This window comes from Arthrobacter sp. FW306-2-2C-D06B, assembly GCF_021789175.1.
GTDB lineage: Bacteria > Actinomycetota > Actinomycetes > Actinomycetales > Micrococcaceae > Arthrobacter.
Genome location: NZ_CP084560.1, coordinates 2,416,868 through 2,440,923 on the forward strand (window position 1 = coordinate 2,416,868; position 24,056 = coordinate 2,440,923).

Annotated in this window: 22 protein-coding genes; 13 read left to right on the plus strand and 9 right to left on the minus strand. The window is 63.2% G+C overall.

All coding sequences use genetic code 11. From position 1 onward, the window contains the following. Positions 1–83 precede the first annotated feature (83 nt). The 8 genes from leuS to LFT47_RS11335 all read left to right on the plus strand — a co-directional run bounded on the left by leuS (position 84) and on the right by LFT47_RS11335 (position 13,236). Positions 84–2,612 (plus strand): leucine--tRNA ligase, encoded by a 2,529-nt coding sequence (leuS, locus tag LFT47_RS11300; protein ID WP_236818532.1) that lies wholly within the window; start codon positions 84–86, stop codon positions 2,610–2,612. 57 nt (positions 2,613–2,669) lie between these two features. Next, the gene (locus LFT47_RS11305; RefSeq protein ID WP_236810753.1) at positions 2,670–3,680 is read left to right on the plus strand and encodes a DegV family protein; all 1,011 of its coding nucleotides are present in this window, start codon (positions 2,670–2,672) and stop codon (positions 3,678–3,680) included. 75 nt (positions 3,681–3,755) lie between these two features. Beyond that, entirely contained in the window at positions 3,756–5,549 is a 1,794-nt protein-coding gene (locus tag LFT47_RS11310) for an HNH endonuclease signature motif containing protein (RefSeq protein ID WP_236810755.1), read from the plus strand. 119 nt (positions 5,550–5,668) lie between these two features. Further along, entirely contained in the window at positions 5,669–6,571 is a 903-nt protein-coding gene (locus LFT47_RS11315) for a helix-hairpin-helix domain-containing protein (protein WP_236810757.1), read from the plus strand. A 124-nt stretch (positions 6,572–6,695) separates the two neighbouring features. Next, a complete protein-coding gene (locus LFT47_RS11320; protein ID WP_236810759.1) occupies positions 6,696–7,505 on the plus strand; it encodes a ComEC/Rec2 family competence protein in 810 nt (269 codons plus the stop codon). 496 nt (positions 7,506–8,001) lie between these two features. Next, the gene (locus LFT47_RS11325) at positions 8,002–12,261 is read left to right on the plus strand and encodes an RHS repeat domain-containing protein (RefSeq protein ID WP_236810761.1); all 4,260 of its coding nucleotides are present in this window, start codon (positions 8,002–8,004) and stop codon (positions 12,259–12,261) included. A gap of 6 nt (positions 12,262–12,267) precedes the next feature. Beyond that, a complete protein-coding gene (locus LFT47_RS11330; RefSeq protein ID WP_236810763.1) occupies positions 12,268–12,579 on the plus strand; it encodes a hypothetical protein in 312 nt (103 codons plus the stop codon). Positions 12,580–12,645: 66 nt separating this feature from the next. Beyond that, a complete protein-coding gene (locus LFT47_RS11335) occupies positions 12,646–13,236 on the plus strand; it encodes a DUF416 family protein (RefSeq protein ID WP_236810765.1) in 591 nt (196 codons plus the stop codon). A 260-nt stretch (positions 13,237–13,496) separates the two neighbouring features. On the opposite strand, the gene LFT47_RS11340 is transcribed toward LFT47_RS11335, so the two are convergent. Continuing rightward, positions 13,497–13,958, minus strand: coding sequence for an ATPase (locus tag LFT47_RS11340; RefSeq protein WP_236810767.1), 462 nt, complete (start codon positions 13,956–13,958; stop codon positions 13,497–13,499). 648 nt (positions 13,959–14,606) lie between these two features. Between LFT47_RS11340 and LFT47_RS11345 the strand changes: the two genes are divergently transcribed. Continuing rightward, positions 14,607–15,257, plus strand: coding sequence for a nuclease-related domain-containing protein (locus LFT47_RS11345; RefSeq protein WP_236810769.1), 651 nt, complete (start codon positions 14,607–14,609; stop codon positions 15,255–15,257). A gap of 194 nt (positions 15,258–15,451) precedes the next feature. On the opposite strand, the gene LFT47_RS11350 is transcribed toward LFT47_RS11345, so the two are convergent. Beyond that, positions 15,452–15,712: a (4Fe-4S)-binding protein gene (locus LFT47_RS11350; protein ID WP_236810770.1), complete on the minus strand. Its 261-nt coding sequence runs from the start codon at positions 15,710–15,712 to the stop codon at positions 15,452–15,454. Positions 15,713–15,911: 199 nt separating this feature from the next. Here LFT47_RS11350 and LFT47_RS11355 point away from each other — a divergent pair, with 199 nt between their 5' ends. Together LFT47_RS11355 and LFT47_RS11360 are read left to right on the plus strand one after the other, a co-directional pair. Further along, positions 15,912–16,541 (plus strand): 2'-5' RNA ligase family protein, encoded by a 630-nt coding sequence (locus tag LFT47_RS11355; protein ID WP_236810771.1) that lies wholly within the window; start codon positions 15,912–15,914, stop codon positions 16,539–16,541. An 11-nt stretch (positions 16,542–16,552) separates the two neighbouring features. Beyond that, the gene (locus LFT47_RS11360; protein ID WP_236810772.1) at positions 16,553–17,275 is read left to right on the plus strand and encodes a nucleotidyltransferase domain-containing protein; all 723 of its coding nucleotides are present in this window, start codon (positions 16,553–16,555) and stop codon (positions 17,273–17,275) included. A gap of 45 nt (positions 17,276–17,320) precedes the next feature. Here LFT47_RS11360 and LFT47_RS11365 read toward each other — a convergent pair whose 3' ends face one another. Genes LFT47_RS11365 through LFT47_RS11375 form a run of 3 tightly spaced genes read right to left on the minus strand, consistent with a single transcriptional unit; the run spans position 17,321 to position 18,790 of the window. Next, the gene (locus tag LFT47_RS11365; protein ID WP_236810773.1) at positions 17,321–17,875 is read right to left on the minus strand and encodes a GNAT family N-acetyltransferase; all 555 of its coding nucleotides are present in this window, start codon (positions 17,873–17,875) and stop codon (positions 17,321–17,323) included. Between the two features lie 59 nt (positions 17,876–17,934). Then, positions 17,935–18,336 carry a RidA family protein gene (locus LFT47_RS11370; RefSeq protein WP_236810774.1) on the minus strand — a complete coding sequence of 134 codons (402 nt, stop codon included), beginning with the start codon at positions 18,334–18,336 and terminating at the stop codon, positions 17,935–17,937. 58 nt (positions 18,337–18,394) lie between these two features. Next, positions 18,395–18,790 carry a YybH family protein gene (locus tag LFT47_RS11375; RefSeq protein WP_236810775.1) on the minus strand — a complete coding sequence of 132 codons (396 nt, stop codon included), beginning with the start codon at positions 18,788–18,790 and terminating at the stop codon, positions 18,395–18,397. Positions 18,791–18,966: 176 nt separating this feature from the next. On the opposite strand from LFT47_RS11375, the gene LFT47_RS11380 reads away from it, so the two are divergent. Beyond that, the gene (locus LFT47_RS11380; RefSeq protein WP_236810779.1) at positions 18,967–19,146 is read left to right on the plus strand and encodes a hypothetical protein; all 180 of its coding nucleotides are present in this window, start codon (positions 18,967–18,969) and stop codon (positions 19,144–19,146) included. Between the two features lie 91 nt (positions 19,147–19,237). Here the strand turns inward: LFT47_RS11380 and LFT47_RS11385 are convergent, their stop codons facing one another. The 3 genes from LFT47_RS11385 to LFT47_RS11395 all read right to left on the minus strand — a co-directional run bounded on the left by LFT47_RS11385 (position 19,238) and on the right by LFT47_RS11395 (position 21,134). Then, a complete protein-coding gene (locus LFT47_RS11385) occupies positions 19,238–19,720 on the minus strand; it encodes a hypothetical protein (RefSeq protein WP_236810781.1) in 483 nt (160 codons plus the stop codon). A gap of 143 nt (positions 19,721–19,863) precedes the next feature. After that, positions 19,864–20,526, minus strand: a complete 663-nt coding sequence (locus LFT47_RS11390) for a hypothetical protein (RefSeq protein ID WP_236810784.1) — start codon at positions 20,524–20,526, stop codon at positions 19,864–19,866. Next, complete coding sequence (locus LFT47_RS11395; RefSeq protein ID WP_236810787.1) at positions 20,523–21,134, minus strand: RNA polymerase sigma factor; 612 nt, start codon at positions 21,132–21,134, stop codon at positions 20,523–20,525. Before LFT47_RS11395 ends, LFT47_RS11390 begins: the two co-directional genes overlap by 4 nt. 323 nt (positions 21,135–21,457) lie before the next feature. Here LFT47_RS11395 and LFT47_RS11400 point away from each other — a divergent pair, with 323 nt between their 5' ends. Further along, positions 21,458–23,101, plus strand: coding sequence for a peptidoglycan D,D-transpeptidase FtsI family protein (locus tag LFT47_RS11400; RefSeq protein ID WP_236810789.1), 1,644 nt, complete (start codon positions 21,458–21,460; stop codon positions 23,099–23,101). 386 nt (positions 23,102–23,487) lie between these two features. Here LFT47_RS11400 and LFT47_RS11405 read toward each other — a convergent pair whose 3' ends face one another. Continuing rightward, positions 23,488–24,045, minus strand: coding sequence for a GNAT family N-acetyltransferase (locus tag LFT47_RS11405; protein ID WP_236810797.1), 558 nt, complete (start codon positions 24,043–24,045; stop codon positions 23,488–23,490). Positions 24,046–24,056 lie beyond the last annotated feature (11 nt).

Below are 24,056 nucleotides of genomic sequence, written 5' to 3' on the forward strand. Positions count from 1 at the left end.
CCGAGGGGCTTTTGTGTGTCCGGGACCTTCCGGGGCCCGGAGCAGGAGGCAAAACCGTCATGGAAGAACAGAAGAGGGCAGCAGTGAGCGTTCAGCCGGAGACAGAAACCGGAGCACAGTCAACAGTGGCAGGCGAGACGCCCGAGGAGGGTGTCTACAGCTTCGCCTCGATGGAGGCCAAGTGGCCGCAGGTCTGGGAAGACCTCAAGGTCTTCACTCCTGTCGACGACGGCTCCCGCGAGCGGCGCTATGTCCTGGACATGTTCCCCTACCCCTCGGGCGACCTCCACATGGGCCACGCCGAGGCTTTCGCCATGGGCGACGTCGTAGCGCGGTACCTCCGCCAAAAGGGTTTCGACGTCCTGCACCCCATCGGCTGGGACTCCTTCGGCCTGCCGGCAGAGAATGCCGCCATCAAGCGCAACGCCCACCCCAGCGAGTGGACGTACGCCAACATCGATACGCAGGCCGCATCGTTCAAGCGTTACGCGATCTCCGCCGATTGGTCCCGCCGGCTGCACACTTCGGACCCGGAGTACTACCGCTGGACGCAGTGGCTGTTCAAGCGCTTCTACGAGCGCGGACTGGCCTACCGCAAGGATTCCCCGGTCAACTGGTGCCCGAAGGACCTGACCGTCCTGGCGAACGAACAGGTAGTCAACGGCGCGTGCGAACGCTGCGGGACCCCTGTCACGAAGAAGTCCCTGAACCAGTGGTACTTCAAGATCACTGATTACGCCGACCGTTTGCTCGACGACATGTCCGAGCTCCAGGGACACTGGCCCGAGCGTGTGCTGGCAATGCAGCGCAACTGGATCGGCCGCTCCGAGGGCGCTCACGTCCGCTTCGCGATCGAAGCCACCGACGGCCGCGCCGAGCGCGAAGTCACGGTCTTCACCACCCGCCCGGACACCTTGTACGGGGCAACGTTCTTCGTCGTCGCCGCGGATGCGCACCTGGCGCTGGACCTGGTCACGCCCGCACAGCACGACGCACTCATGGCCTACCGCGAAAAGGTCAAGGCCCTGTCCGACATCGAGCGCCAGTCCACTGAGCGCGAGAAGACCGGCGTGTTCACCGGCCGCTACGCCATCAACCCGCTCAACGGCGAAAAACTGCCCGTGTGGGCAGCCGACTACGTGCTCGCCGACTACGGCACGGGCGCGATCATGGCAGTGCCCGCGCACGACCAGCGCGACCTCGACTTCGCCCGCGCCTTTGACCTGCCGGTGCGTCCTGTCCTGAACACCGGAGGGGAAGACCCGGCGGAAACCGGTATCGCGACTGCCGGCGAGGGCACGCTGATGAACTCCGGCGAACTGGACGGTTTGTCCAAGGCCGAGGCCATCCCCGCAGCCATCGACATCCTGGAGAAGCTGGGCACGGGGGAGAAGTTCGTGAACTTCCGCCTGCGCGACTGGCTCTTGAGCCGCCAGCGCTTCTGGGGTACCCCGATCCCCATCATCCACTGCGCCGAATGCGGCGAGGTGCCGGTGCCGGACGATCAACTGCCTGTCCGGCTGCCCGAAAACCTCCGCGGCGAGGCGCTGTCGCCGAGGGGCACGTCTCCTCTCGCCGCGGCCCTGGAATGGGTCAACGTCGAGTGCCCGAACTGCGGACGGGCCGCCCAGCGCGACACCGACACCATGGACACGTTCGTGGACTCGTCCTGGTACTTCCTGCGCTTCGTTTCCCCGCACTACACCGAGGGTCCGTTCGATCCGGCCAAGATCAACGACTGGATGCCGGTCGGCCAGTACGTGGGCGGCGTCGAGCACGCCATCCTGCACCTGCTCTATGCCCGCTTCTTCACCAAGGTCATCCACGACATGGGCCTGCTCGCCGCGGACGAGCCCTTCAGCGCCCTGCTCAACCAGGGGCAGGTCCTCAACGGCGGCAAGGCCATGAGCAAGTCCCTCGGCAACGGGGTGGACCTCGGCGAGCAACTGGACAAGTTCGGCGTCGACGCCGTCCGCTTGACCATGGTCTTTGCCTCCCCGCCCGAGGACGACGTCGACTGGGCCGACGTCTCGCCGTCGGGCTCGGCGAAGTTCCTTGCCCGTGCCTGGCGCCTTGGTCAGGACGTCGCAAGCGAGCCCGGCGTCGAGGTCTCCACCGGTGACCGCGCGCTGCGCACCGTGACCCACCGGACCATCGCCGACGCAGCTGAGCTGTTGGACAACAACAAGTTCAACGTCGTGGTGGCCAAGCTGATGGAGCTGGTCAACGCCACCCGCAAAACCATCGATTCCGGTGCCGGTGGAGCAGACCCTGCCGTCCGTGAAGCCGCCGAAGCCGTGGCAATCATCCTGAGCCTCTTCGCGCCATACACGGCCGAGGACCTGTGGAACCAGTTGGGCCACCCGGCCTCCGTCGCGAACGCCGGCTGGCCCTCCCACGATCCTTCGCTTCTTGTCCAGGACACCGTGACGGCCGTCGTGCAGGTCCAGGGCAAAGTCCGCGACCGCTTGGACGTCTCGCCGGACATCAGCGAGGACGCCCTGCGCGAACTTGCCCTGGCCAGCGACAACGTACAGCGGGCACTCGATGGCCGCGGCATCCGTACGGTGATCGTGCGCGCGCCTAAACTGGTGAACATCGTCCCGGCATAGCCGGAAAACGGCCGCCGGCGCTTGCCGGCGGCCGGCCACCAGCTCCAGGAGGCTCCCTTGACGGACCGCGAACCACCCGCTTGGTTGTGGCTCAAGGAACGTTTGGCCCGCCTGCGCCAGTCCACGACGCCGGGACGCACCGGAACTGAGCCGGCGCCCGTCGTCGTGCGCACCGCCGTCGTCACCGATTCGGCTGCCGCACTTCCGGCCGAATGGGTCAAGGCGTTCGTTGCCGACGGCCGCCTCGCCGTCGTGCCGATGCCCGTCATGGTGGGCGAAGAGATCTACGGCGAGGGGGAAGACGACATCATCCAGACCCTCGCGCTGGCCCTCGCGGCGGGATCGTCCGTCAAGACCTCCCGGCCCTCACCCGGCCAGTTCGAACAGGCCTATCTTGCCGCCCGGGACCGCGGTTTCGAAGCCGTCGTCTCCATCCACATTTCCGCAGGCCTGTCCGGCACCGTGGACGCCGCAAGGCTGGCTGCGCAACGCGTCTCGATCCCTGTCGAAGTCATTGACTCCCGCACCGTTGGAATGGCGCAAGGCATGGGAGTCCAAAGCGCGCTGGTTGCCGCCGCAGACGGCCGTTCGGCTGCCGAAGTCCGTCACTTTGCCGAGGAGCGATTGGCGCGCACCAAGGTCTACTTCTATGTGCCGAGCCTTGATCAGCTCCGGCGCGGCGGCCGAATCGGAACTGCTGCGTCTTGGCTCGGAACAATGCTGTCCATCAAGCCGATCCTTGCGGTGGACGACGGCAAGATCGTGCCGCTCGAGAAGGTACGCTCCGCCGCCAAGGCCGTCGCCCGGCTTGAAGAAATCGTTATTGCAGACGTCAATTCCCGGCCTGTACGACAATCACGGCTCGCCGTGCATCACTTTGGAAACCTGGCAGGGGCAGAGCGGCTCGCAGCACGGCTTGGCGAGAACTGCCCCGGTTGCCCGCCAGCCCAGATCAGCGCCCTGCCGGCCGTGCTGGCGGCCCACGCCGGGCTCGGCGTTTTGGCGGTGGTTGTGGGGGAAAGTAGCACGCCTGGCGCGACGACGCTCCCAGCGCGGAGCCACCCGTAGCCTCGGGCTGGGTGCGCAGGTATACGCCCTGAGCGACGGCCTTATTTTGTCGCACCCTCCTGGCAGAGTGTTTCCATGGAAGCCATCGGATACTTCGACACCCGGCAGGGCCTTGCGTCCCGCGGGCTTTCCGGGGTGTCCCGCCATACCCGTGTTCCACATCTTGCCGGGGTTCCGGGCGGGCTGGCGTTGGTGGAGCTGCGCGGCCGGGGCGGCCGGCAGGGCGCCCTGGACAGGGCCGTGGCGGCGCTAAGGTCGCTGGCCGAAAAGGCGGCCGACGACGTCGGAGTCCTGGGTCTCGAGGAGGCTGTCGCGTTCGCGTCCGGGGTGGAGGAACTCTCCCGCACCCTGGATTATCTCCAACTGCTCGCCGCGGCCGGGCTGGACCAGGCCCGGAACGATGAACCCGGCACCCGGCCGGGCTGGACGACCGGCTGGGCCACCGGCCGGGCCGCCGACGCGGACACAGGCGCGGACAAAGGCTCCGGCACGGGCTGGACCTCCGGGATCTCCGCGGCGGAGGCGGACGCGCAGGATGGCGCCACCGTGCAGGGTGGTTCGCCCGGTTCTGTGCAGGCGGGAAGCGCCAGGGGCGGGGAGTTCAGGTCCACGGCCGAGCATCTGCGGTCGTTGCTGCGCATCAGCGCCGCCGAGGCCAGGCGCCGGCTCGCCCTGGCCCGGGAGCTGCTGCCGCGCCGGGGACTCACCGGAGAAACCGTCCCCGCCCGGCACGGGGAAACGGCCGCGGCGCTGGCCTCCGGGGTGATCGGATCCGGTGCGGCCGGGATCATCACCATGGCCGTGGCGAAGGTGCGCCCGCTGTGCGCCCCGGAGAAAGCCGCGGAAATGGAACACACCCTGGCCCGCACCGCGGCGGAAAACGACCAGGACTTCCTGGCCAGGGTGGCCCGGCGCTGGGTCGAGGCGATCGACCAGGACGGCCCGGAACCGTCCGAAGAATCCCTCCGCCACCACCAAGGGGCGTTCCTGCGCCGCCCCAAGCACGGCCTGGCGCACGTGGAGATCTTCGCCACCGCCGAACAATACGAACACCTGCTCACGGTCATGAACACCGCCGCCAACCCCCGCACCCGCCAAGGCGGCGTACTCCGGGGCGCGGTTCCTGCCTGCGTGGAACCCTCCGGCGGTTTCTTCGGCGATTCGTCCGCCGATTCGTCCGGCGATTCGTCCGCCGATCTGTCTGCTGATTCGTCCGGCGAGGCGCCGGAGAATGCCGGGCCGCTGGACCGGCGTTCGAGGGCGCAGAAGCTCCTGGACGGTCTGGTCGGCGCCTGCCGGCTCGCCCTGGCCACCGGGTCCCTGCCCGCCACGGGCGGCCACCGACCGCAGATCCTGGCCACCATCGACCACCGCGACCTCTTCCCCCAAGACAGCCAGGACCCGCAGCCCGGGCAGCCTGCCCTGTTCAACCGGCCCCGGCAGGGCAGCGGCACCGGGTCCTTCACGTTCACGGGTCCCGTGCCGGCGGCGACGTTGCGGAAGCTCGCCTGCGACGCGGATATCATCCCCGTGGTCCTGGGCACCGAGGGCCAGGTCCTGGACATCGGGCGCGCCTCCAGGATCTTCCCGCCGCATATCCGCAAGGCCATCACGGCGCGGGACAAGGGCTGCGCGTTCCCCGGATGCACCATGCCGGCCCCGTGGTGCGAGGCCCACCACATCGAGTACTGGTCCCGCGGCGGACCCACGAGCGCCGCGAACGGGACGCTGCTGTGCAGTCATCACCACCACCTGATCCACAAGGAAGACTGGCACATCCAGGTCCGCGCAGGCGTCCCCTGGTTCATCCCGCCACCCCACACCGACCCGCACCGGACACCCCGAAGAAACCACTACTTCCAAATATGAGTCCGGAGTTGGCCCGGTCCTGCGCCCACTGATCCTCCACAGGCGCTCTGCTGCGGTTCTGTCCACATAGCGCCGTTCCGGGCTGCTGCTGCGGGTTCGGACGTTCTAGGCTCGTGGATATGCCACGCAGGAATCGTGCCTCACCCTCGGACGATGCTGCGAGTGCCGCCCGGCTCCGATTCGCTGTTCGTCTTGCACCGCCGTCGGGCCGGGAGGCCGCCGAGCAGCCGGGCCACGACAACACAATGGAACCTCTGCTTCCGTTGCAAACCTTGATGACGTCCGGCTCGGGTATAGCCAGTGCGGGCGTGCAGTCAGGTACCGAAGACTTGTCCGAAGAGGCAGGACCTCCATCGCGGCTTCGGTGGCGCACACCGTGGCGCGTGGCCGGGCTGTTGGCTTTGCCTTGCGTGGTGCTGGTGGTTTGGTTCTTCTGGCAGTCCTGGTCCGGGCAGCCGACGATTGAGCCGCTAGTCCGAAGTTCACATGCGGGAGCAACTCCAGAAGTGGGTACGGGAAGTAAAGGCGGTGTCAACGAGGCTCCGGAACCAGAGAATGGAGCCCAACTGCTTACCGTCCATGTTGCCGGCGCGGTGAAAAGTCCCGGGATCGTCAGGGTGCCCGCCGGAGCACGGGTGTTTGACGCGATCGCCGCTGCCGGTGGCGCGGATGCAGCAGCCCAGCTGGACAGCCTGAACCTTGCGGCGGTGGTGCAGGACGCAGCGAAGATCCATGTTCCACGGACGGGGGAGGCGGCTCCGTCACACCCCGCCGGGCCACCAGGCGGCCCTCCAACAGCCGGCGGCACGGGAGCAGGGACTTCTGCCAGCGGAAAAGTGAATCTCAACACCGCAACCGCTGAAGAACTCGATACCCTGCCGAAGGTCGGCCCCGTCCTGGCCAAGCGCATCGTCGAATGGCGGCAGCAACACGGCCCGTTCGCTTCCGTGGAGGACCTCGATGCCGTGGATGGTGTCGGTCCCAAGCTGATGGAATCCCTTCTGCCGTTGGTGACGGTTTAGGGTGGGTGGAGTCAAGGCTGGCCCGGGCCGCGTGGATCTTCGGCTTGTCCCGTCTGCCCTTCTCACGTGGGCTGTTTCCCTTGGGGGCGCCTATCTACCTTCGCTGTGGACGGGAGTTGTGTGCGTGGCTTTGGGTGTCGCCGCGTGTCTTCTTTTCGCCGCTCGGGCCGCGGCCCCTCGAAGCCTGAGGACCTTTCCTGCCACTCTGGCCGTGGCGTGCTTTTTCGGAGCGGCCGTGGCCGCCCACGCCGCAATGGAAGCCGGGCCACGCCAGGACGGTCCGGTTGCCGACGCTGCGGCTACACGCGATTCGGTTGTCATCCACGTGTTGATCGTGGGTGATCCCCGCGAACTGGGCACGGACTCACGTGGATCGGGACGGTGGGCCATACCTGCCGAAGTAATCGATATTGCGGCCGACGGCATGCTCATCCGCTCCCGCACAAGAATTCTGCTGACCGGAGGCGAAGGCTGGGACCAGGTCGTCCCGGGACAGGAGGTAAGAACCGCAGGAAAACTGAAGCCGCCAAAACCAGGACAAGTCGAGGCCGGTGTCCTTGCCGCGGCCACCCCACCCATGCGGCCGGACTCACGGCACAAGCCTGACACGCGGCGCAGTACTGAAGCTCAAAGCAACCCGGAAGCCCCTGGCAACATTCCCCAGGGTCCAGCGCAATTGAAAAAGCAATTCGCCTCGGCCGCCGAATGGTTGCGGGGCGACGCAGCCGGACTCCTGCCCGGAATGGTCACGGGCGACACCACCGGCTTGGACGAAGGCCTGGAGGCGGCGATGAAAACCACCGGCACCACCCACCTCACTGCGGTCAGCGGCAAGAAAATATGCAATATGATATGGGTTCAATTCGGGGCAATTTCGCGCATCCCCGCAGGTCAAAGCGATTTCAAGTACCCATCTCCTCTTAATAGTTTGTGACCCGAAATGTTCACTTTTGAGGTACTCAACGTGCCGATGGCACTTCAACCTGCCGGAAATTCTCCTTGGGGGAGAGGAGCCCGCCTTCATCGCATAATGCTTTTCCACGAACCCAGAGCAGCAGCCCGGCCAGGACGCCGTTTGAGAGAATCGCAACCCGCGCGCGTTCGTTTGGGATTTGTCACGCGGGTTCACAGGCTTTGTAAAAGGCGTGAAGGTTTTGTCGAACTTGGTCGGAGGGCCCTTGCCCTATTCCGGTGTGCCGTGGAAACTGCTATAAAAACCGCAGACATTTCGGTCAAATGACCAATGTCACACCATCGGGGATCTCTTGGGGGCGTTCATGTTTGGACGGGTCTGCGCGTTTTTGGCAAAGTTGAGCCGCATTCGGGCAGGTCGATTCCTGCCCGTCATTGTATCCCTCTCCCTCATCACAGGGTTCGCAGTTTCAGCGCAGGCGTCACCACCAGGACCGGCTCCGCAGGCACCGGCGACCGTGGCCTCCGAACCGCAGGAACCGCCGAAGCCGGTCATCCCTGAGGTCAAGCGCGGCCAGGGGAAAGACCCCGACCAGCATGGTCAGAGCACCTGGAAGAAACAGCAGGCCCAGCCTGCTGCCGGGGTGGCGACGGGCTCGCCGTACCTCCGGATCGATATGGAATCCAAGACGTACTACGGCCCGGATACCTACATCTGCTGGGACACCGCCTACATCAACCTGATCCAGGGCAGTCAGTACTTCATATGCGCAGTGGTCTTCCCCTATGACGCGAACGGGAATCCGACAAGCTTCTCCTCGTCAAACACTTTCGAGTTCATCGTCAAAGACGGGTGCGGCAACACCGTTTCCGACGTGACCCGCTACAACCTGTACACCGCCGGAACAAACCCCGCGGTGCTGACGGCGATGCAGAACGGTTCTGAGCTGGGCGTAGCCATAGGCTCCGGGGTGTTTGGCGTACCCTGGGACTCGTCCTGTTCTACCGGGTGGTCGATGACGGTCAACTTCTCCGGCTCCACAACGGATCCGACACCAGTCCCGGTGAACTCGACAGCCACAGTGATCGGCAACACGACGCCTCCACCGCCGCCACCGCCCATGCCCGCAGAACAGACGACCGGTGACGGCGCGCCCTATCACTCGGAGCAGGGCGATCCTGTTGACTCCCTCACCGGGGCTTTCAACTACCACCCGGATCGCATTGATCTTGGCTATGCGGCTCTCGGCGGCGGCCTGGCCCTGGGCCGCAGCTACTCCTCAGCGACGCAGCGGTCCAACCGCTTCGGGCCGGGCTGGTCCGATTCGTACGACGCAACCCTCCAGGCTGATCCGACGACAGGCAAGGTAACATACCACGACCCGGGCGGCTCCGTTCAGGTCTTCACGCCCGCCGGGGGCTCTAATTACACGTCGCCACTAGGGGTGAGATCCACGCTGGTCACGACCCCGACCGGATGGACTCTGACAACCAAAACCCAAATGGTCTTGACCTTCGACCTGAACGGCAGGCTGACCGGGACCAGGGACCGCAATGGCCAGGGCACAGTCCTGAACTGGACCGGCGGGCAACTGGCCTCTGTCACGGGCTCAGGGCGGAGCATTTCCTTCTCCTACAACCCCTTAGGGCTGGTCTCGGGAGTCACCGGCTCCGACGGGCGCACGGCCGGCTACCTGTATGACGCCAACGGCCGGCTTCAGACTTTCACCGACGTTATGGGGAAAGCGACCACATACGGCTACGACGGGAACAGTCTGCTCGCTTCCGTGCAGGACGCGAACAGCAACTTCCCGATCCGGAGCACCTACGATCCCAACACCCGTAGGGTGATCCAGCAGCAGGACGCCAACGGGCAGATCTCAACGTTCGGCTGGACGCAGACCGGCGCTGATGCAGGGACCGGGACAGCGACAGTGACCGACCCGAGGGGTTTCACGATCAACGATACCTATCAGAACGGGTATCTGGTCGCACAGGCTGACGGGGACGGCAAGGTCAGCCATTTCGTCTGGGACGAATCCGCCCAGCTCAAGCAATTCTACGACCGCCTCGGTAGCTCCACATATTTCTCCTACGACTCCGCGGGAAACCTGGCCTGGCGCAAGAGCCCCACCGACGGCTACACCGAGACGTATGCCCACAACGGCAGCAACGACGTCACTTCCGCCACCGACTTTAACGGCAACACTTCCACCTACACTTATGACCCCGCAGGGAACCTGGCATCGGTCAGCCGGCCCAGCATCGCCGGCGGGACCACCCCGGTCACCTCCGCCAGCTACGTCTACAACCCCAACGGGACACTCCAGACCTCCACAGACGCACTCGGCTACACCACCCAATACAGCTACGACTCCCAGGGTGACCTGACCTCGGTTACTTCTCCGGAGGGCAGGATCACCAGCTACACGATTGACCCGGCCGGTCGGGTCACCTCGATCGTTGAGCCGCGTGGCAATGTCACCGGTGCCAACCCGGACACGTACCGGACAACGCAAACGTGGGACAACCTCGACAGGATCGCTAAAGTCACGGATCCGCTTGGTCACGCCACCCAGGCCTTCTACGATCCGGCGGGACGCCTCGACCACACCCTTGACGCCAAGGGAGGCACGACCAGTTACGCCTACTCGGCCACAGGAAAACCTCTCACCATCCAAGGGCCGGATCTCGCGGTCGGACCCCAGCGTTACACCTATGACCCGAACGACAACGTCGCGACCGCGACGTCGCCCGCGGGCGTCACCACGAGCTACACGTACACCAGCTCCAACGCCGTCCGCACCGTCTCGTCCACAGGCACCGGTACGTGGACCTATGACCACGACGCCGACGGACGGATCACCAAAGCCACTGCGCCCAGCGGCCGTTCGGTGACCATGACCCGGACGGCCAAGGGCCATGTGTCCCAGGTCTCCTACAGCGACTCGACGGCCGCCGTGAGCTATACCTACGACGCCAACGGCAACCGTAAGACGATGACCGACACGCGCGGCACCACCACCTACGCCTACAACGCGATCAACCAGGTCACTTCCGCATCCCTTGGCAGCACGTCGTTCACGTACAGCTACGACCAGGCCGGGCAGCTCAACCGGCGCACACTTCCTGACGGGAGTGCGGCAACCCAATACGCATACGACAAAGACGGCCGACTCAAGACCGTCACCTCCGGGACCACAACGCTGGCCTCCTATGCCTACGCCCCGGGGACCGGCGCTGTGACCACGACGCTCCCGGGATCGATTACCAACACCCTCCAGATCGACGCCGCCGGCAGGGCAGCGTCCACTCAGGCACTAAAAGGCTCAACCGTCCTGACCCGCAGCCAGTACACCCTCGACGAGCTCGGCAACCCGACCCAGATCGTCAACGCGGACGGCACCACCGACAGCTACGCCTACAGCCCGCTGAGCCGGCTGACCGCCGCCTGCTACGGGGCCACCAGCTGCACCTCGACCACACCCACGGCGGCCTTCAGGTTCAGCTACGACGGCGACGGCAACACCACCTCTGTGATGCAGCCCGCGGGCACCACCAACTACACCTACAACAACGCCGGAAGGGTCACAGCACGGTCAGGACTCAAGGGCACCGCCACCTACCAGTACGACGCCGACGGCAACACCACCTCAGACGGCACCTCCAGCTACACCTGGAATGCAGCCAGCCAGCTCACCGCCGTCACCGCAGGATCAAACACAACCAGCTACACCTACGACGGCGATAACCACCGGGTGAGCACCACGGCCAGCCGGACAACCACCACCAACTCCTACGACACGTTGACCGGCCAGCTCGTACTGGAACAGAGCAGCAGGTCAACCCTCCGCAAGTACGACTACGGCATCGGCCTGCTCAGCATGACCGCCGGGAACAGCATCTACAGCTACCTCACCGACGCCCTTGGTTCTGTCCGCGGGGTGGCAACATCAACGGGCACCCTGAGCCTGGGCTACAGCTACAACCCCTACGGGGACTCCCGGGCAACAACGTCGGGCAAGAGCTCCCCGGCGAACCCGCTGCAGTTCACCGGCGGCTACCTCACGGGAGCGCGCTACCAGCTGGGAGCCCGTGACTACAGCTCCACCGACGGACGATTCCTCACCCCCGACCCGGCAGGAGTCCCCGGCCGCGGCTACTCATACGCCGCCAGCAACCCGCTCGCGTTCACTGACCCCACAGGCCTGAGCGAGCACGACTGGCGCAAAATGATCAACGAACTGGCCAACGGCGTCGCCAACGTCGCAGGAACAATCGCCCTCGTCTGCGCCATCGCAGTGGTTTGCGCTGAGATTTCCCCGATAGCCGGCGGCATCTCCCTCGCCGCGTCCGCCGTCGAGGTACTCACCAGCGACCAGACAACTTCATGTGTCTCCGGCCACGGCTCCTGCCCCGAAGCCATCGTCAACGCCGCCATCGTGTCTACAGCAGGCAAGTTCGGGCCAGCGGGCAAAGAGGCCGCAAACGGCATCAAGGCGCTGGCGGGCGCTGGCGACACCTTTCTCTATCAAAAGCTAAGCTCGGCCGGCGAGCACCTCAAGTACGGGATAGCGAAGAATCCCGCCACCCGATATACCTCGTCTGAACTCGCTGGTGGCGAGCTCAATATCCTTGCCAAGGGGTCAAGACAAGAGATGCTTTCCCTCGAACGCTCACTTCACGAGACTCTGCCAATCGGTCCAGAAGAGGGACAGTTATTCTACATTCAGAAGCAGATCGAAAACGGTCTCCGTCCACCACCCTATCCTTGGTAGGCATCCGTGAAATACATCCTCGTCTTGCAGTGGCCAGGTACCAATGAGGCCGACCTTGACGCGCTCATCGCAATGGAGGACCTGCTTGAGGCAGCACTCCCTGAGGCCCACGGCTTCGTAGACGGCCATGACTTCGGCGCTGGCCAGATGAACATCTTCGTCCACACCGACCGGCCACTGGAAGCCTTTCGGGACGCGAAGACGTCATTGAGCCATGACCCAAGATGGTCCGGGGCGCGGGCCGCATACAGACCAGCCGAGGGAGATCGTTATGTGCTCGTGTGGCCGGCGACGCTTGAAGGATTCTCGGTGTCGTGACGCCGAGGATGCGGTCTCACGGAGGCGGTGGTATGTGGTCACCGGCATTCTTCTAGGAAAACGTGGATGCTTGAATACAATGAGATGCTGCTGATGCTGCATCTGGAACCTCTTGACCGCCTCGCTAAGACAGCTTTTGCCGCTGCCTGCGCCGAACGTATGGTGCCCTTGTCCAATCGATACGCGAGACAAACGGGTGATTCGTTGCGTGAGCAACGGCTCACCGCAATCGTCTCAGCAGCATGGCAAGCGGCCGCGGGCGGCGACGTCGATGCGACTCTTCTGGAAGCTGAAGCAGAAGCAATGGTTCCGGACGAGGACGATGAGGGATGGACAGCCGGCCGGAGCTACGCTGGCAACGCTGCAGCGGCTGCGGGCTACGCCATCCGGACGTGGCGCACCAACGATCCTCAACACGCTGCCTGGGCTGCCCGTCAGATCTTCGACGCCGCAGATCTTGCATACTTTCAGGCAAACCCCGGAGGGAGCTTCCTGACCGAGGCTGAGCAGAACGCATCCTTGGAGTCAACGGTCGTACAGTCGGCCATTTCGGCCATCCATCGTGATCTTGAGGCCGTCAAGAACGCATGGCCTCTGTCTGAATTGCGCCAAAGAGCCCAGCAGGAAGGCCAGGAATGGGCAGCGACCGTGCCCTAGAACGGTGGCACCCCGGTATTCCGGACTCCTTGGCACGCGATGACGCTGCGGTCTGGCTCGCCGCTGCGGAGTCCGAGGTCCGGAAGTCGCTCTATGGGCGGGACCCAGCCTGACCCCATCGCATGTCAACGCTAATCGATTGTGTCTGACACCCGTTGATTTGGCGGCGGGCAGACGAAGCCTTTCGCGTGCGGAGTCAGGCTGCGGTTCCCGCCCCACCAACACCGGTCTGATTCAACTTCGCCAGCTGGGAAGCCGCGTCAGTTGATTGCCCACCCGGTGAGCCTCAGAAGGTCAGCAGCAATGTCCTGCACGCCGCGGTTGTCCGTAGGGCATCGATGGACCCATCGTGGTGTGAGGAGTTCGAGTTCTCTGGCGGCTGCATTGCTGCGGTCAAGATGTTCCTGAAGGTCGCTGCCCTGGGTCCGCCGGAGGAGCCTGGTTGAGGCTGTTTCGTCGTCGGCGGTCAGCAGTACCGCAGTGATACGGGGACTGTCTCCCATGGCTGCTGCTAATTCCTGTGTGAATCGGACGCTGACCGTGTTCGTGTAAATCATCCGCCTATAGCCGAGAGCACGGTAGTTTGCCCAGATCGCGGCAAGATTCCGCTCTGCCAGATTGTGCTCCCACGGTTGAGGGAAGGCCAAGTCCAGGTTGTCGCCTTCGATCACACAGTGCTTGACCTTTAGGGCAGTGAGCTGGGCATGCAGTTCGAAAGCCACCGAGCTTTTCCCAACACCTGACCGGCCGCCAACAAACAGAACCTCACTCTGCACATTCACCCTTCGAGTATTGTCTAAAACCGGTCAAAGCTGCATTATCGGTGCGGGAATGACGCACCCCTACAAGCGGAGCTGCCGCCCGGGCTCGTCGTGCACCACATGAAACCACGAAGCTGGATGGAGGGCCAGAGGCTCAGCCACGTTGCCGTGCTCTTCGGACTGACGGAAGGGCCGGTATTCGGGGTGTCCCGAGCGAGTTTGGCAGGTTCATATGTGGCCACGACTCTGAGTGTAGGCCGTGGCCGGGCACGTTGAGCGACCGTTGGCCCGAGCGTTCCTGGACAGTCGTATGCGCGGAACGCCTGAAAATACTCCTGCCAGGCGTGAGTATTGAGCCATGGCAAATCGCTTCCGCGGCCTAACCGCTGCGATCTTCAAGAAGACTGGGTTCGTGCCGATGATCCTAAGTGCATCCGCATGAAGCAGATGAGGCTCCGGTACGCCGGGGCATGCCGGGCGTGCGATGCATCCCTTCCGGCGGGGTCAGAAGCGATCTATGAGAGCGAGACAAAGACCGTCCGCTGCTTGGATTGTGCCACCGAGGCTACGGAAACCAGGTCCACCGACCTAGAACGAGCTGATGATGAGTTGTCGGCCAATGAGTCCGGGGTAGCCGGGTCGTCCGCCCGACGCGAATATGAGCGCCGCAAGGCGAAGGACGAGGAAAGGCTTCGCGAGAAGTGGGGTCGCTTCGGTGGCCTCGCGGTCGCCCTCTCTGACGACCGGCAAAGCACCAAGGCCTGGGACAAGGGTGCGATCGGTGAGGAACGCCTCGGCGCTCGGCTGAATGACATGGCCACCGAGGACCTCGCTGTCCTTCACGACCGGCGCATTCCGGGCTCGAAGGCCAACATTGACCACATCGCCATCACTAGCGGTGGAATCTGGGTGATCGACGCCAAGCGGTACAAGGGACGGCCTGAACTGAAGGTCGAGGGCGGCATCCTTCGCCCACGGGTCGAGAAACTCCTGGTCGGCCGCCGTGATTGCACGAAGCTGGTCGACGGTGTACTCAAACAGGTCGACGTCGTGCGCGACCTCGTCGGAGGTATTCCGGTTACCGGGGCGCTGTGCTTCATCGAGGCCGACTGGCCCCTGACCGGGGGCGCGTTCTCGACTCGTGGCGTTCACGTGCTCTGGCCGAAACGGTTGGCCAAAGTGCTTATGGAGCAGACAGCCGGCGACGTTGATGTGGCGAGGACGCTTGAGTCGGTAGCCTCCCGATTCAGGTCTGCGTGATGACAGTCGAATAGAAGGCTGCGGACCGTCCTGGCACGGCAGGGTACCGATCGTCATGGACCCGAGCCAGACGAGTCCGGCGATCAGGTGCATCGTCGCGAGTGTCCACCCGGTGGCGGACTACGGCGCGAAGACGGGCACAGGCATCGTTGCGATGGCGACCGCGAGCCAGCCGCCGCGTCTGACCGCGGCCCTCAGGCGGCTGGTGCGGTGCGCGTCCGGCCGTCGCCGGTCCGGTAGCCCAGCGCGAAGCTCGGGCAGCGATCGATCACAGTCACGATCTCATCGACCGCCGCGCCCGTGGCATCGATCCACGGCCGACGGTCGCGGTCGAAGACCCGCGGCAGCCCGCGGACGCACTCGGCGGCGTGCTCGCACCGTCCCGGTTCCCAGGTCACCACAATCCCGTCCGCCGAGTACTCGCGGATCGCCGGCCGATCGACTATGCCGTCCATCTCGTTGCCTCCTCGCGCCGCTGGATCTCTGCTTCCCCCAACCATTCTCGACCTCACCTGCAGAACGCACCACCCCAACGAGCAAGTCAAGGTCCGATCTCCACATCGCCGTCGTCCTCGGCAGCACCCACCCTGACCGCTACGAAAGGAACCTTCGGCGGTTAACCTCCGATTCATACAATGACGCTAAGGTACACTCGTGAAGCGCTTCTTTGGACACCCCGTGACCTTGTGGCCGTCTATGCGGAACCGCCTGCACGTCTACGCACTGCCCGCCCCCGACCTCCGATCGGCGCTGGAAGAACGTCAGCAAGTCCTGGAGGCGTTCGACTACTGCTCCATCCAACCAGCCGACTACCTGCATGCAACGGTGCAGCAGTTCGCGGTTACCTCCGACGAGGTCAGCCCCGAAGAAATGGCCGCCTTCGTGGCCAGGCTCAAGAGCCTCGCCGCCGAAACCAAGCCGTTCAGCGTCGAGCTGGGCGAACCGGAAGCGGATGACTACTCGCTCGGAGTGAAAGGGACCAATACGCCGCCATGGGCGAAACTGACCGCGGCGGTCCGCGACGCGGCTGCCGACACGATCAACAAGAGCCAGCCGCTGCCCAACGCTCCCTTCCGCCCGCATCTCACCCTGGGCTACGGCGTGGCTGTAGGCAGTACCGAACTCATTCAACAAGCGTCCGATCAGCTGAGGGCCCCGGCCCTGCCTCCTCTGACCATCAACGCGGTGCACTTCATAGCTGTCCACCAGGAGGCCGACCGAGGCACCTTCACTTGGGACACCACCTCTCGCTTCCCTTTCAGCGACCAATTCCCTGCCAGGTAAATGATCACGACATGACTTCAGTACTGGACAGAGCACTCAACTCGGCCCGAGAATTCGTGAAAGAGATTCACCCTGAAGCGGCAGCATCCGCGTTGGCCGGCAGCATCGCGCTCGGTTGCGGTACCAGAACTTCTGATCTCGACATCGTCGTTTACTACGACGACCGTCCAGCGAGTTTCGCAGAAACGCTCCGATATGACGGCTGGCTGGTCGAGTCGTTCGTCTACGGTCCCGAGGGCATCGATGAGTGGTTCGCGTTCGAAGCCAAGGAGCGCCGTCCAGTCGCTCTGGATATGTGGTCTATCGGCATCCCGTTGGCCGACAACATCGCAACGGTGAACCTTAAGGCACGTGCGCAAGCGCTGATCGCCGCAGGTCCGGAGCCGATCAGCGAGATACAGCATGCCGACCTGCGATACGGTCTCACAGCAGCCATCGACGATCTCGAAGGAAACCCGGAGCTCGGGGAAGAGTTCGCGATCATGGCGGACGTGTACAAGCGCGCCGCGGAACTCCTGCTCCTGAACAACAGCAACTGGCTAGGAACCGGAAAATGGCTCGTCCGACGCCTCGCAACGCTTCAAGATCCTAACGCACACAGCCTTGTCCAGTGGGTGCAGTCAGTTCCGCGATCGCCCCAGGAGCTCTGCCGCATCGCGCATGAGGTACTCGAAAGCATCGGCGGGCAGTTACGGGAGGGGCACACCCGGGGCTCCACCGGGACACGTCTCTGATTAGCCCGATCGGTGGGGCGGCAGACATTCACCGGCTGGGAGCCCTCAAATAAAGGATCGTGGCGGACGGCCTAACGCAACGAATTCGTCCGTGAGGGGCTCCCTCGCAGCAATCTTGATCCAGTAACGCCAGGCTGCGCCGTGTGTGGTGTCTCCATAGGCCTCGCGGATGCCGCCTTGGCGCTCGATCGTCGCCGCTGACGCGAGGTTGCCGGCTTCGCAGACAAGGAGCACCCGGTCCAGGCCGAGTAGCCGTGCCTCGTCGACCATCTGGCCCAGCGCCCAGGAAGCGAGCCCCCGCCGGCGCGCGGACGGCCTAACTCCATAGCCAATGTGCCCTGCCCGCTGTACAAATTCATCGAACTCGTGCCGAAGCGCGATCCCGCCGAGCACCCGGTCGCCCTCGATAATCCATCGGTATGTACACCGCCCCGAATGATCTCCCAGTCGCCCCAACCAGGCCGCGAATCCGGCTGCCGAGTCCACCTCGTCGGTCGGCAACAGCCCGAACCCGTCCTCGTGGACGCCGGGCCCCCACTCCGCATGCGCCTCGAGCCAAGCGGCGCGGAGACGTTCGGTAGGTTCGATCAACTCGGGCATACCGTCACCATACCGATCCAGACCGGAAGCTCCAGGGTGATTTCATGCCTGCCTGGGATTCACCTACTGTGCTCATTCGCCTTTTGAGTAGCTACCACTGTGTCGATTTGCACCTTGGCGTCAAGCGGCAAAGCTGCTACCTGGATTGTTGTGCGGGCGGGGAAAGGTTCAGTCAAGTGTTTGGCGTGGACGGCGTTGATGACGTCAAAATCCTTGTAATCCGTCAAATAGACGGTGGTCCGCAAGAGATCCGAAAGTCCCAGTCCCAACTCTTCAAGCAGTGTCTCCAGGTTTGTCATCATGGCCTCACACTGTTCTGCGACATCGTCTGAAACCAGCAAGCCATCGTCTCTGCGTTGGCCGATAATACCGGCCGTGAAGCCGGTGCCAGCGTGTTCGGCAAAATGCGAAAAGGGTGCGGTGGATTGATATAGTGCGGGACTGAAATGATGGGTTGGCATCAGTGTTTCGTCTCTTCCTTGGATCGTTGGCCGGGCAATGAAGACCCCTAGTGCGCGCCTATGAATCGCTTGTTAGTTGTTCGTGGATGATCTGCCAGATGCCACGTGTCCGGGTGAAGACGTTGGTACCGCGTCCCTCTCCGGACTGTGGCTGGCCGTCAACCATTCCCTGCCAGGAGAATCGGTAGCGGCAAACGGCGGCATCCTCTTGCACCAACACCCACGTTAATTCGTCGACGACGTATCGCTCGTCCTGGATCGTGCGGAAGGTTGCCTCGATTGCTGTCCGGACCTCTTCGCGACCCTCGTGAGATCCGTCTGAAAACCAATAGGAGGCGTCCTTATCTATGTACTGCAGAACCCGCTCAATGTCGTGCGTATTGTTGGCCGCCTCATACCCGCGCATCACATTCGTGAGCTCCTTGATGAGGCTCTCCCGATTTCGAGGTTCCATCCCCATACTCTTGCACAAGACTTGGTTCAGTAATTGGCCCCTCCTGTGGAGGGATGGCAGGGTGCGAGCTACCGGTGGTGCTGGTTGTTGTGCCTAGAATTGCCGCTCGTAGCAATCGAAAGGACTAGGCAGCGCACGACAATCACGGTGTTGAGGCGGCCATCCATGATGTGTCCATGGCGCACATTGCAGAAGAAGGACTCCTGACCTGGTTCCGGTCGGAATGGCTCCCGGATCCGCGCCCGCTTGCAGCCGACGTGTGGGTGTTCTCGCCGGAATTCGAACGGATACTCGTCGTTCAGCACCGCTGGCGGGGCCTCGTGCCTCGTAGCGGCCGAGTGGAACTTCTGAACTAATAGCCCGCCGTCCCAATGGCAAGGCTGGCGGCAACTCAACGAGAGTATGGCTAAGGGATTATCGGGAGTTCATGGACAAGGGTTGGGCTCACTAGTGAAAGGGAAGCTCTGAGCCTTGGGGGAAAGGCAAGACTCCTTGTGCGGGGGTCATTGTGAACCACTCGCCGCCCTGCTTGGTCGCAAAAATGATAACTCTCTGACCGGTGTCGAGCGGATCGCCGTCGAGGTAGGACTCGCTTCCAGAGCAGGTCTGGGGCATGGATGAGATGCGCAGGTTCCGCTCTCCGGGATTCCCTTTGAGGACCTGCTCGACATCAACAAGGTGGGTCGTGGCCTTGGAGCCGTAAATGGTGGTCTCGCCGACCTCGCCAACAGACTTTCCGATGAGCACCACGGCGGCCTTATCGTATTGGTCCTGAGGGGTCTCGAACAGGACCCAGTCAACACATGCTACGGGGCCACCGCTTGGAACGGGGCTGCTCGCAGAACCAGGGATTGAGTTAGTGGCGTTCGCCGTGGGTTCCGCAGTTCCCGGTCCGCCCGTGACCTTGTCGCCGCACGATGTCAGCAGCATGGTGAGAAGCAGGGACGGAACCAGACATCGCCATAACCTAATGCGTCTCATTGTGTTCCCTCATGAGTGGATGCTGATCGGAGGATATAGGGTGGATGGCACCCTCGCGGTGCCCTCCGCTGAACACCGGATTTGCTTCCGGGCTATTTTTCCAGGGCGGGGATTCCGAGCCGGGCGCAGATTTCGGGTCCACCCGGGATGACGGCGACGGTGTTGTCGACGACGCATGCGGTCAGGGGCGGGACGTAGTGGCCGAGGAGGGGGTTGGGTCCGGGCGCGATCGGGTTGCCGTACTGGTCCGTGTCAGGGAGCCCGCTGCCCCGGTCCTTCCCTGCAGGGGGACTGGGCACAAAGCCTGCGGGGATGAGGTCGTTGGTGAGTCCGTCGGGGTTCATCAATCCCGTATCCCACACACGACTGCACTGTTTGATGGGGTCGGTGACCTGTTTCATTCCGGCGTTCTTGTCATCCGGGTTCGGGTTGTTCTTGGCGTCGAATCCCGTGATGAAGATCCCGGTGGTCATGTACGGGGGCTTGGTCGCCCCGGGCACTCCTCCAACAGGAGGTCTGGTCGTGAGGTCGGCGTGGTAGTAACAGCGGATGTCCCGCTTGTCGTTCACCGGGGCCAGTGCCGTGTAAATCCCGGCCGCGGTGGTGCCGACTAACGCAGTGCCGGCCACGGCGATCACGACCGGGAGCGTAAGCCACCCACGGGCGGGCTTCGGTTTGCGGCGTGCTTCCTGGACGAGCAGGTTCCGGACACGGTTTTTCGTGTCCTTCGGGTAGGTCATTTCGGACAGGTTCATGACAGCCTCGCTTCAACGATCTTCGTGTCGAGTTGTTCGACGGGCTCGGGGGCTCCGTTCATCTTGGCCAACTTGGCGCGTGCCCGGTGCAGCCGGGATTTCACCGTCCCGGTCCGTACGCCGAGGGTCTTGGCGGCCTCTTCCTGGCCGATTCCGTTCATCAGGCACAGGATCACGACGTCCCGTTCCCCGTCGTTCAGGCCAGCGGTCGTGTCAAGCAATTCGCGGACAGCACGTTCTGCGTCGAGCCTCAAAGCGACCGATTCGGCGTGGTCTGCTTCATGTTCACCGTGCCGGGGATCCGAGTGCGGCAGCCTGGCAAGGAAATCGGCGTGCCGGCGGGCTGCCCTGGCGCGGTTGCGGTTCGCGTTCGTTGCGACACCGAGCAGCCATGGCAGGACCGTGTCCCTCTCCGGTCTGAGCCTGTTCCGTTGTCGCCACGCCTCCAAAAAGGTGATCGAGACGAGTTCCTCCGCATCGTGCCAGGAACCGCACCGGGACAGGCAATACCGGAAGACAGCATCGGCGTGCCTGTCGAACAGGACCCCGAATGCGTCAGCGTCGCCTGCGGCAAACTTACGCCACAGGTCTTTGTCGGTTTCCCCCATTAGCCTCATGCCTTGTAGTGTCCGCAGCGCCCGAAAAGGTTCCCGATCCGCCAAAATTCGTCTCGATACCAATCAAGGTACGGGGAGAAGCAGAAAATGAAGACCAGGAATGTGAGGCCTCCGGATGCTCTGCCATGTGGGTGCGTAGGATGATCAGGTTGATGCCGAGCGAAGTGGATGGGGGATCGGTAGCAATGGCTCAGACGAGCGATGCTGCACAGCATGGGATGAAGCGCCTGAGGGCTGGGCTAATCACGGTTTTCGCGGTCTTTGGCCTACTGGCCAGTTGGCTCGTATGGATCCAAGTCATTGATGGGCCTACTGTGAGTGCCTCCGCGCAGCAGCGACGAATAGTAGCACAGGATATCCCCTATACGCGGGGAGAAATCCTCGACGAACGAGGACAGGTTCTCGCTCGAACGGTACTGACCTACGACATCGTGACGGACCCCAGCCAGAGCTCAGCCTTCGATACCTTCGATATTCCATTGCCTGACAGGTCAGTCCGTCATGTCACTCGCGATCAGGGAATCGCGGAGCTGGCCCAGATACTTGGCCTCGATGTTTCGGTCGCGAAGAAGGCCCTTAGCGGGAGCGGAAAGTTCGCTTATGTCGCCCGATCGGTCACACCCGAGGTGGAACAGCGGGTGTCAGATCTAAGGTTCCCCGGGGTGACCTCCAGCGCCGTGCAGAAGCGCGAATACCCACTCGGAGCGGTTGCGGGCAACATCGTTGGCTATGTCAACGAAGAGATGAAAGGCGCTGCCGGAGTTGAACAGACACTGAACGATCAGCTCACCGGAACCCCCGGCAAGCGTCAGTTCGAAATCGGCGCAGACGGGATTCTCATCCCCGTAGCCCCCATCGAACAGTCGAAGCCGGTCAACGGCAAGAACGTCCAGCTGACCATCAACAGCGATCTGCAGTACCTTGCACAGAAAGCGATCTCGGACTCCGCGGCCCAACTCCACGCTGAATGGGCCAATATCGTCATCGTGGAGGCCAAGACCGGCAAGATCCGTGCCATGGCCGACACCTCGCCGATGGACCCGAACAATCCCGGGGCCAGCAAGCCAGAGGACAGGGGCGTGAGGTCCGTGACGGCGGCCGTCGAACCTGGCTCGACGGAGAAGTCGGTTACTGCGGCCGCGGCGCTCCAGGAGGGCAAGGTGCAGCCTTTGACGCAATTGGAGATTCCCCCGAACTTCACCATCGACGGCGAGACCTTCAACGACTCCTTTCTACACGGGACGCTGCATATGACCTTCGCCGGTGTTCTCGGCTACTCGATGAACACGGGCACCGTCATGGTGGGCAAGGACCTGACGGCCCAGCAGCGCTACGACTACCTGAGGAAGTTCGGAATCGGGGAGAAAACAGGAATACCACTCCCCGGCGAATCAACAGGCATCCTTGCGTCCCCGGATAAATGGGACGTCCGGCAGCAGTACACGGTACTTTTCGGCCAAGGGGTTGCCCAGACACCTTTGCAGACCGCGATGGTCTATCAAACAATCGCCAACGGTGGCGTCAGGCTCAAGCCGCAACTCATCGAATCGACTACCAGCGCCGACGGCAAAGCGACACCCACCCAACAGGACGCCGGAGTGCGGGTCCTGACCCCGGAAACGGACAAGTCGCTCAAGGACATTCTCGAGAGCGTCGTCACCGCCGGTGAAGTCCAGGACGTGAAAGTCCCCGGCTACCGCGTAGGAGCCAAAACCGGCACCGCTGAGACAGCAACACCGGACGGGAAAGGGCTTAACGGTTACACAGCTTCGTTGGTGGGCATCGCCCCGATGGAAGACCCGCAATACGTTGTGCTCGTAAACGTCCAGCACCCGCAGGGCTGGATCTATGGGATTTCGCAGGCCCAGGTATTCAACTCGGTCATGTCTTCAACCCTGTCGACCTACAACGTCAGCCCTTCCACCACACCGTCCGTCGCGCTGCCACAGAAGTACTGATCCGAAGCCTGCGAGGCCGACACGCACAAAAGGACCGAATTCGTCCTGGTCGTCCGCTAACTTGTTGTCCATCCCGGCAGCACGCCGCGCCTGGGCATACCATTCGTCGAAGGCTTCTACAGCCTCACCTGCCTGGACCGTGGAGCATTCAACCACCCTTAGCGGAACTTCCATGGCAGCCGCACGCTGGCCGTCGTCAAGGGGCAAATCGGGAGGTATCGCGGCCGCCAGCATCGCTAGGGCGTATTCTGAGTTGAATATTTTCCGAGCACGGTAACGGACTTGCCGCCATACTCCACATCCAGCCTCCGAAGCGTCCCCTTGTTCATGAACGCAACTGCGGGTTTGGCCGAATGCTGAAGAACCGTCTTGCGGGGGCTTCTATCTTAGTTTCGTACGTTCGAGTAGAGCAGCATGTCCCGGCGCTCACCGCTGATTTCCTGATGGGATCTGAGAAGTCCTTCACGGATGTAGCCGGCCTGTTCGGCGGTCTTGATTGACGCTGTATTCCATGGCTCGATGTAGAGCTCGGTTCGATAAAGGGCCGGTATCGTCCAACCGAACTGTGTGGCTGCACGCACAGCATCGGCGGCGAGCCGGCGACCCCTGAAGGACTGGGCGATGCCATAGCCGACTTTCGCCCGTCCTTCACTCAGTTCACGAACCCACAAGCCGACGAAACCCGCCCAACGACCTTGAGCGTTATCGATAATGGCAAAGGAGAATCCAGCGCCTTGGGCGTGGCGTGTCTGCTGCCGTTCCACCCATAGCCGGGCTTGGTCTGCCGTGGCATTTAGGGGGAGTGTTCCGATCGCTGGGATGTATGGGTCACGCGACAGTTCCATGGCAGTACCAAAGTCCTCGGGGCAGAACTGACGTAATGTCACGTTGCCGTGCGCCGGGTTGACCGTGGGCCAAGGGTGAATAGGCGTGGGCGTTTGCATTACCTGAGTTT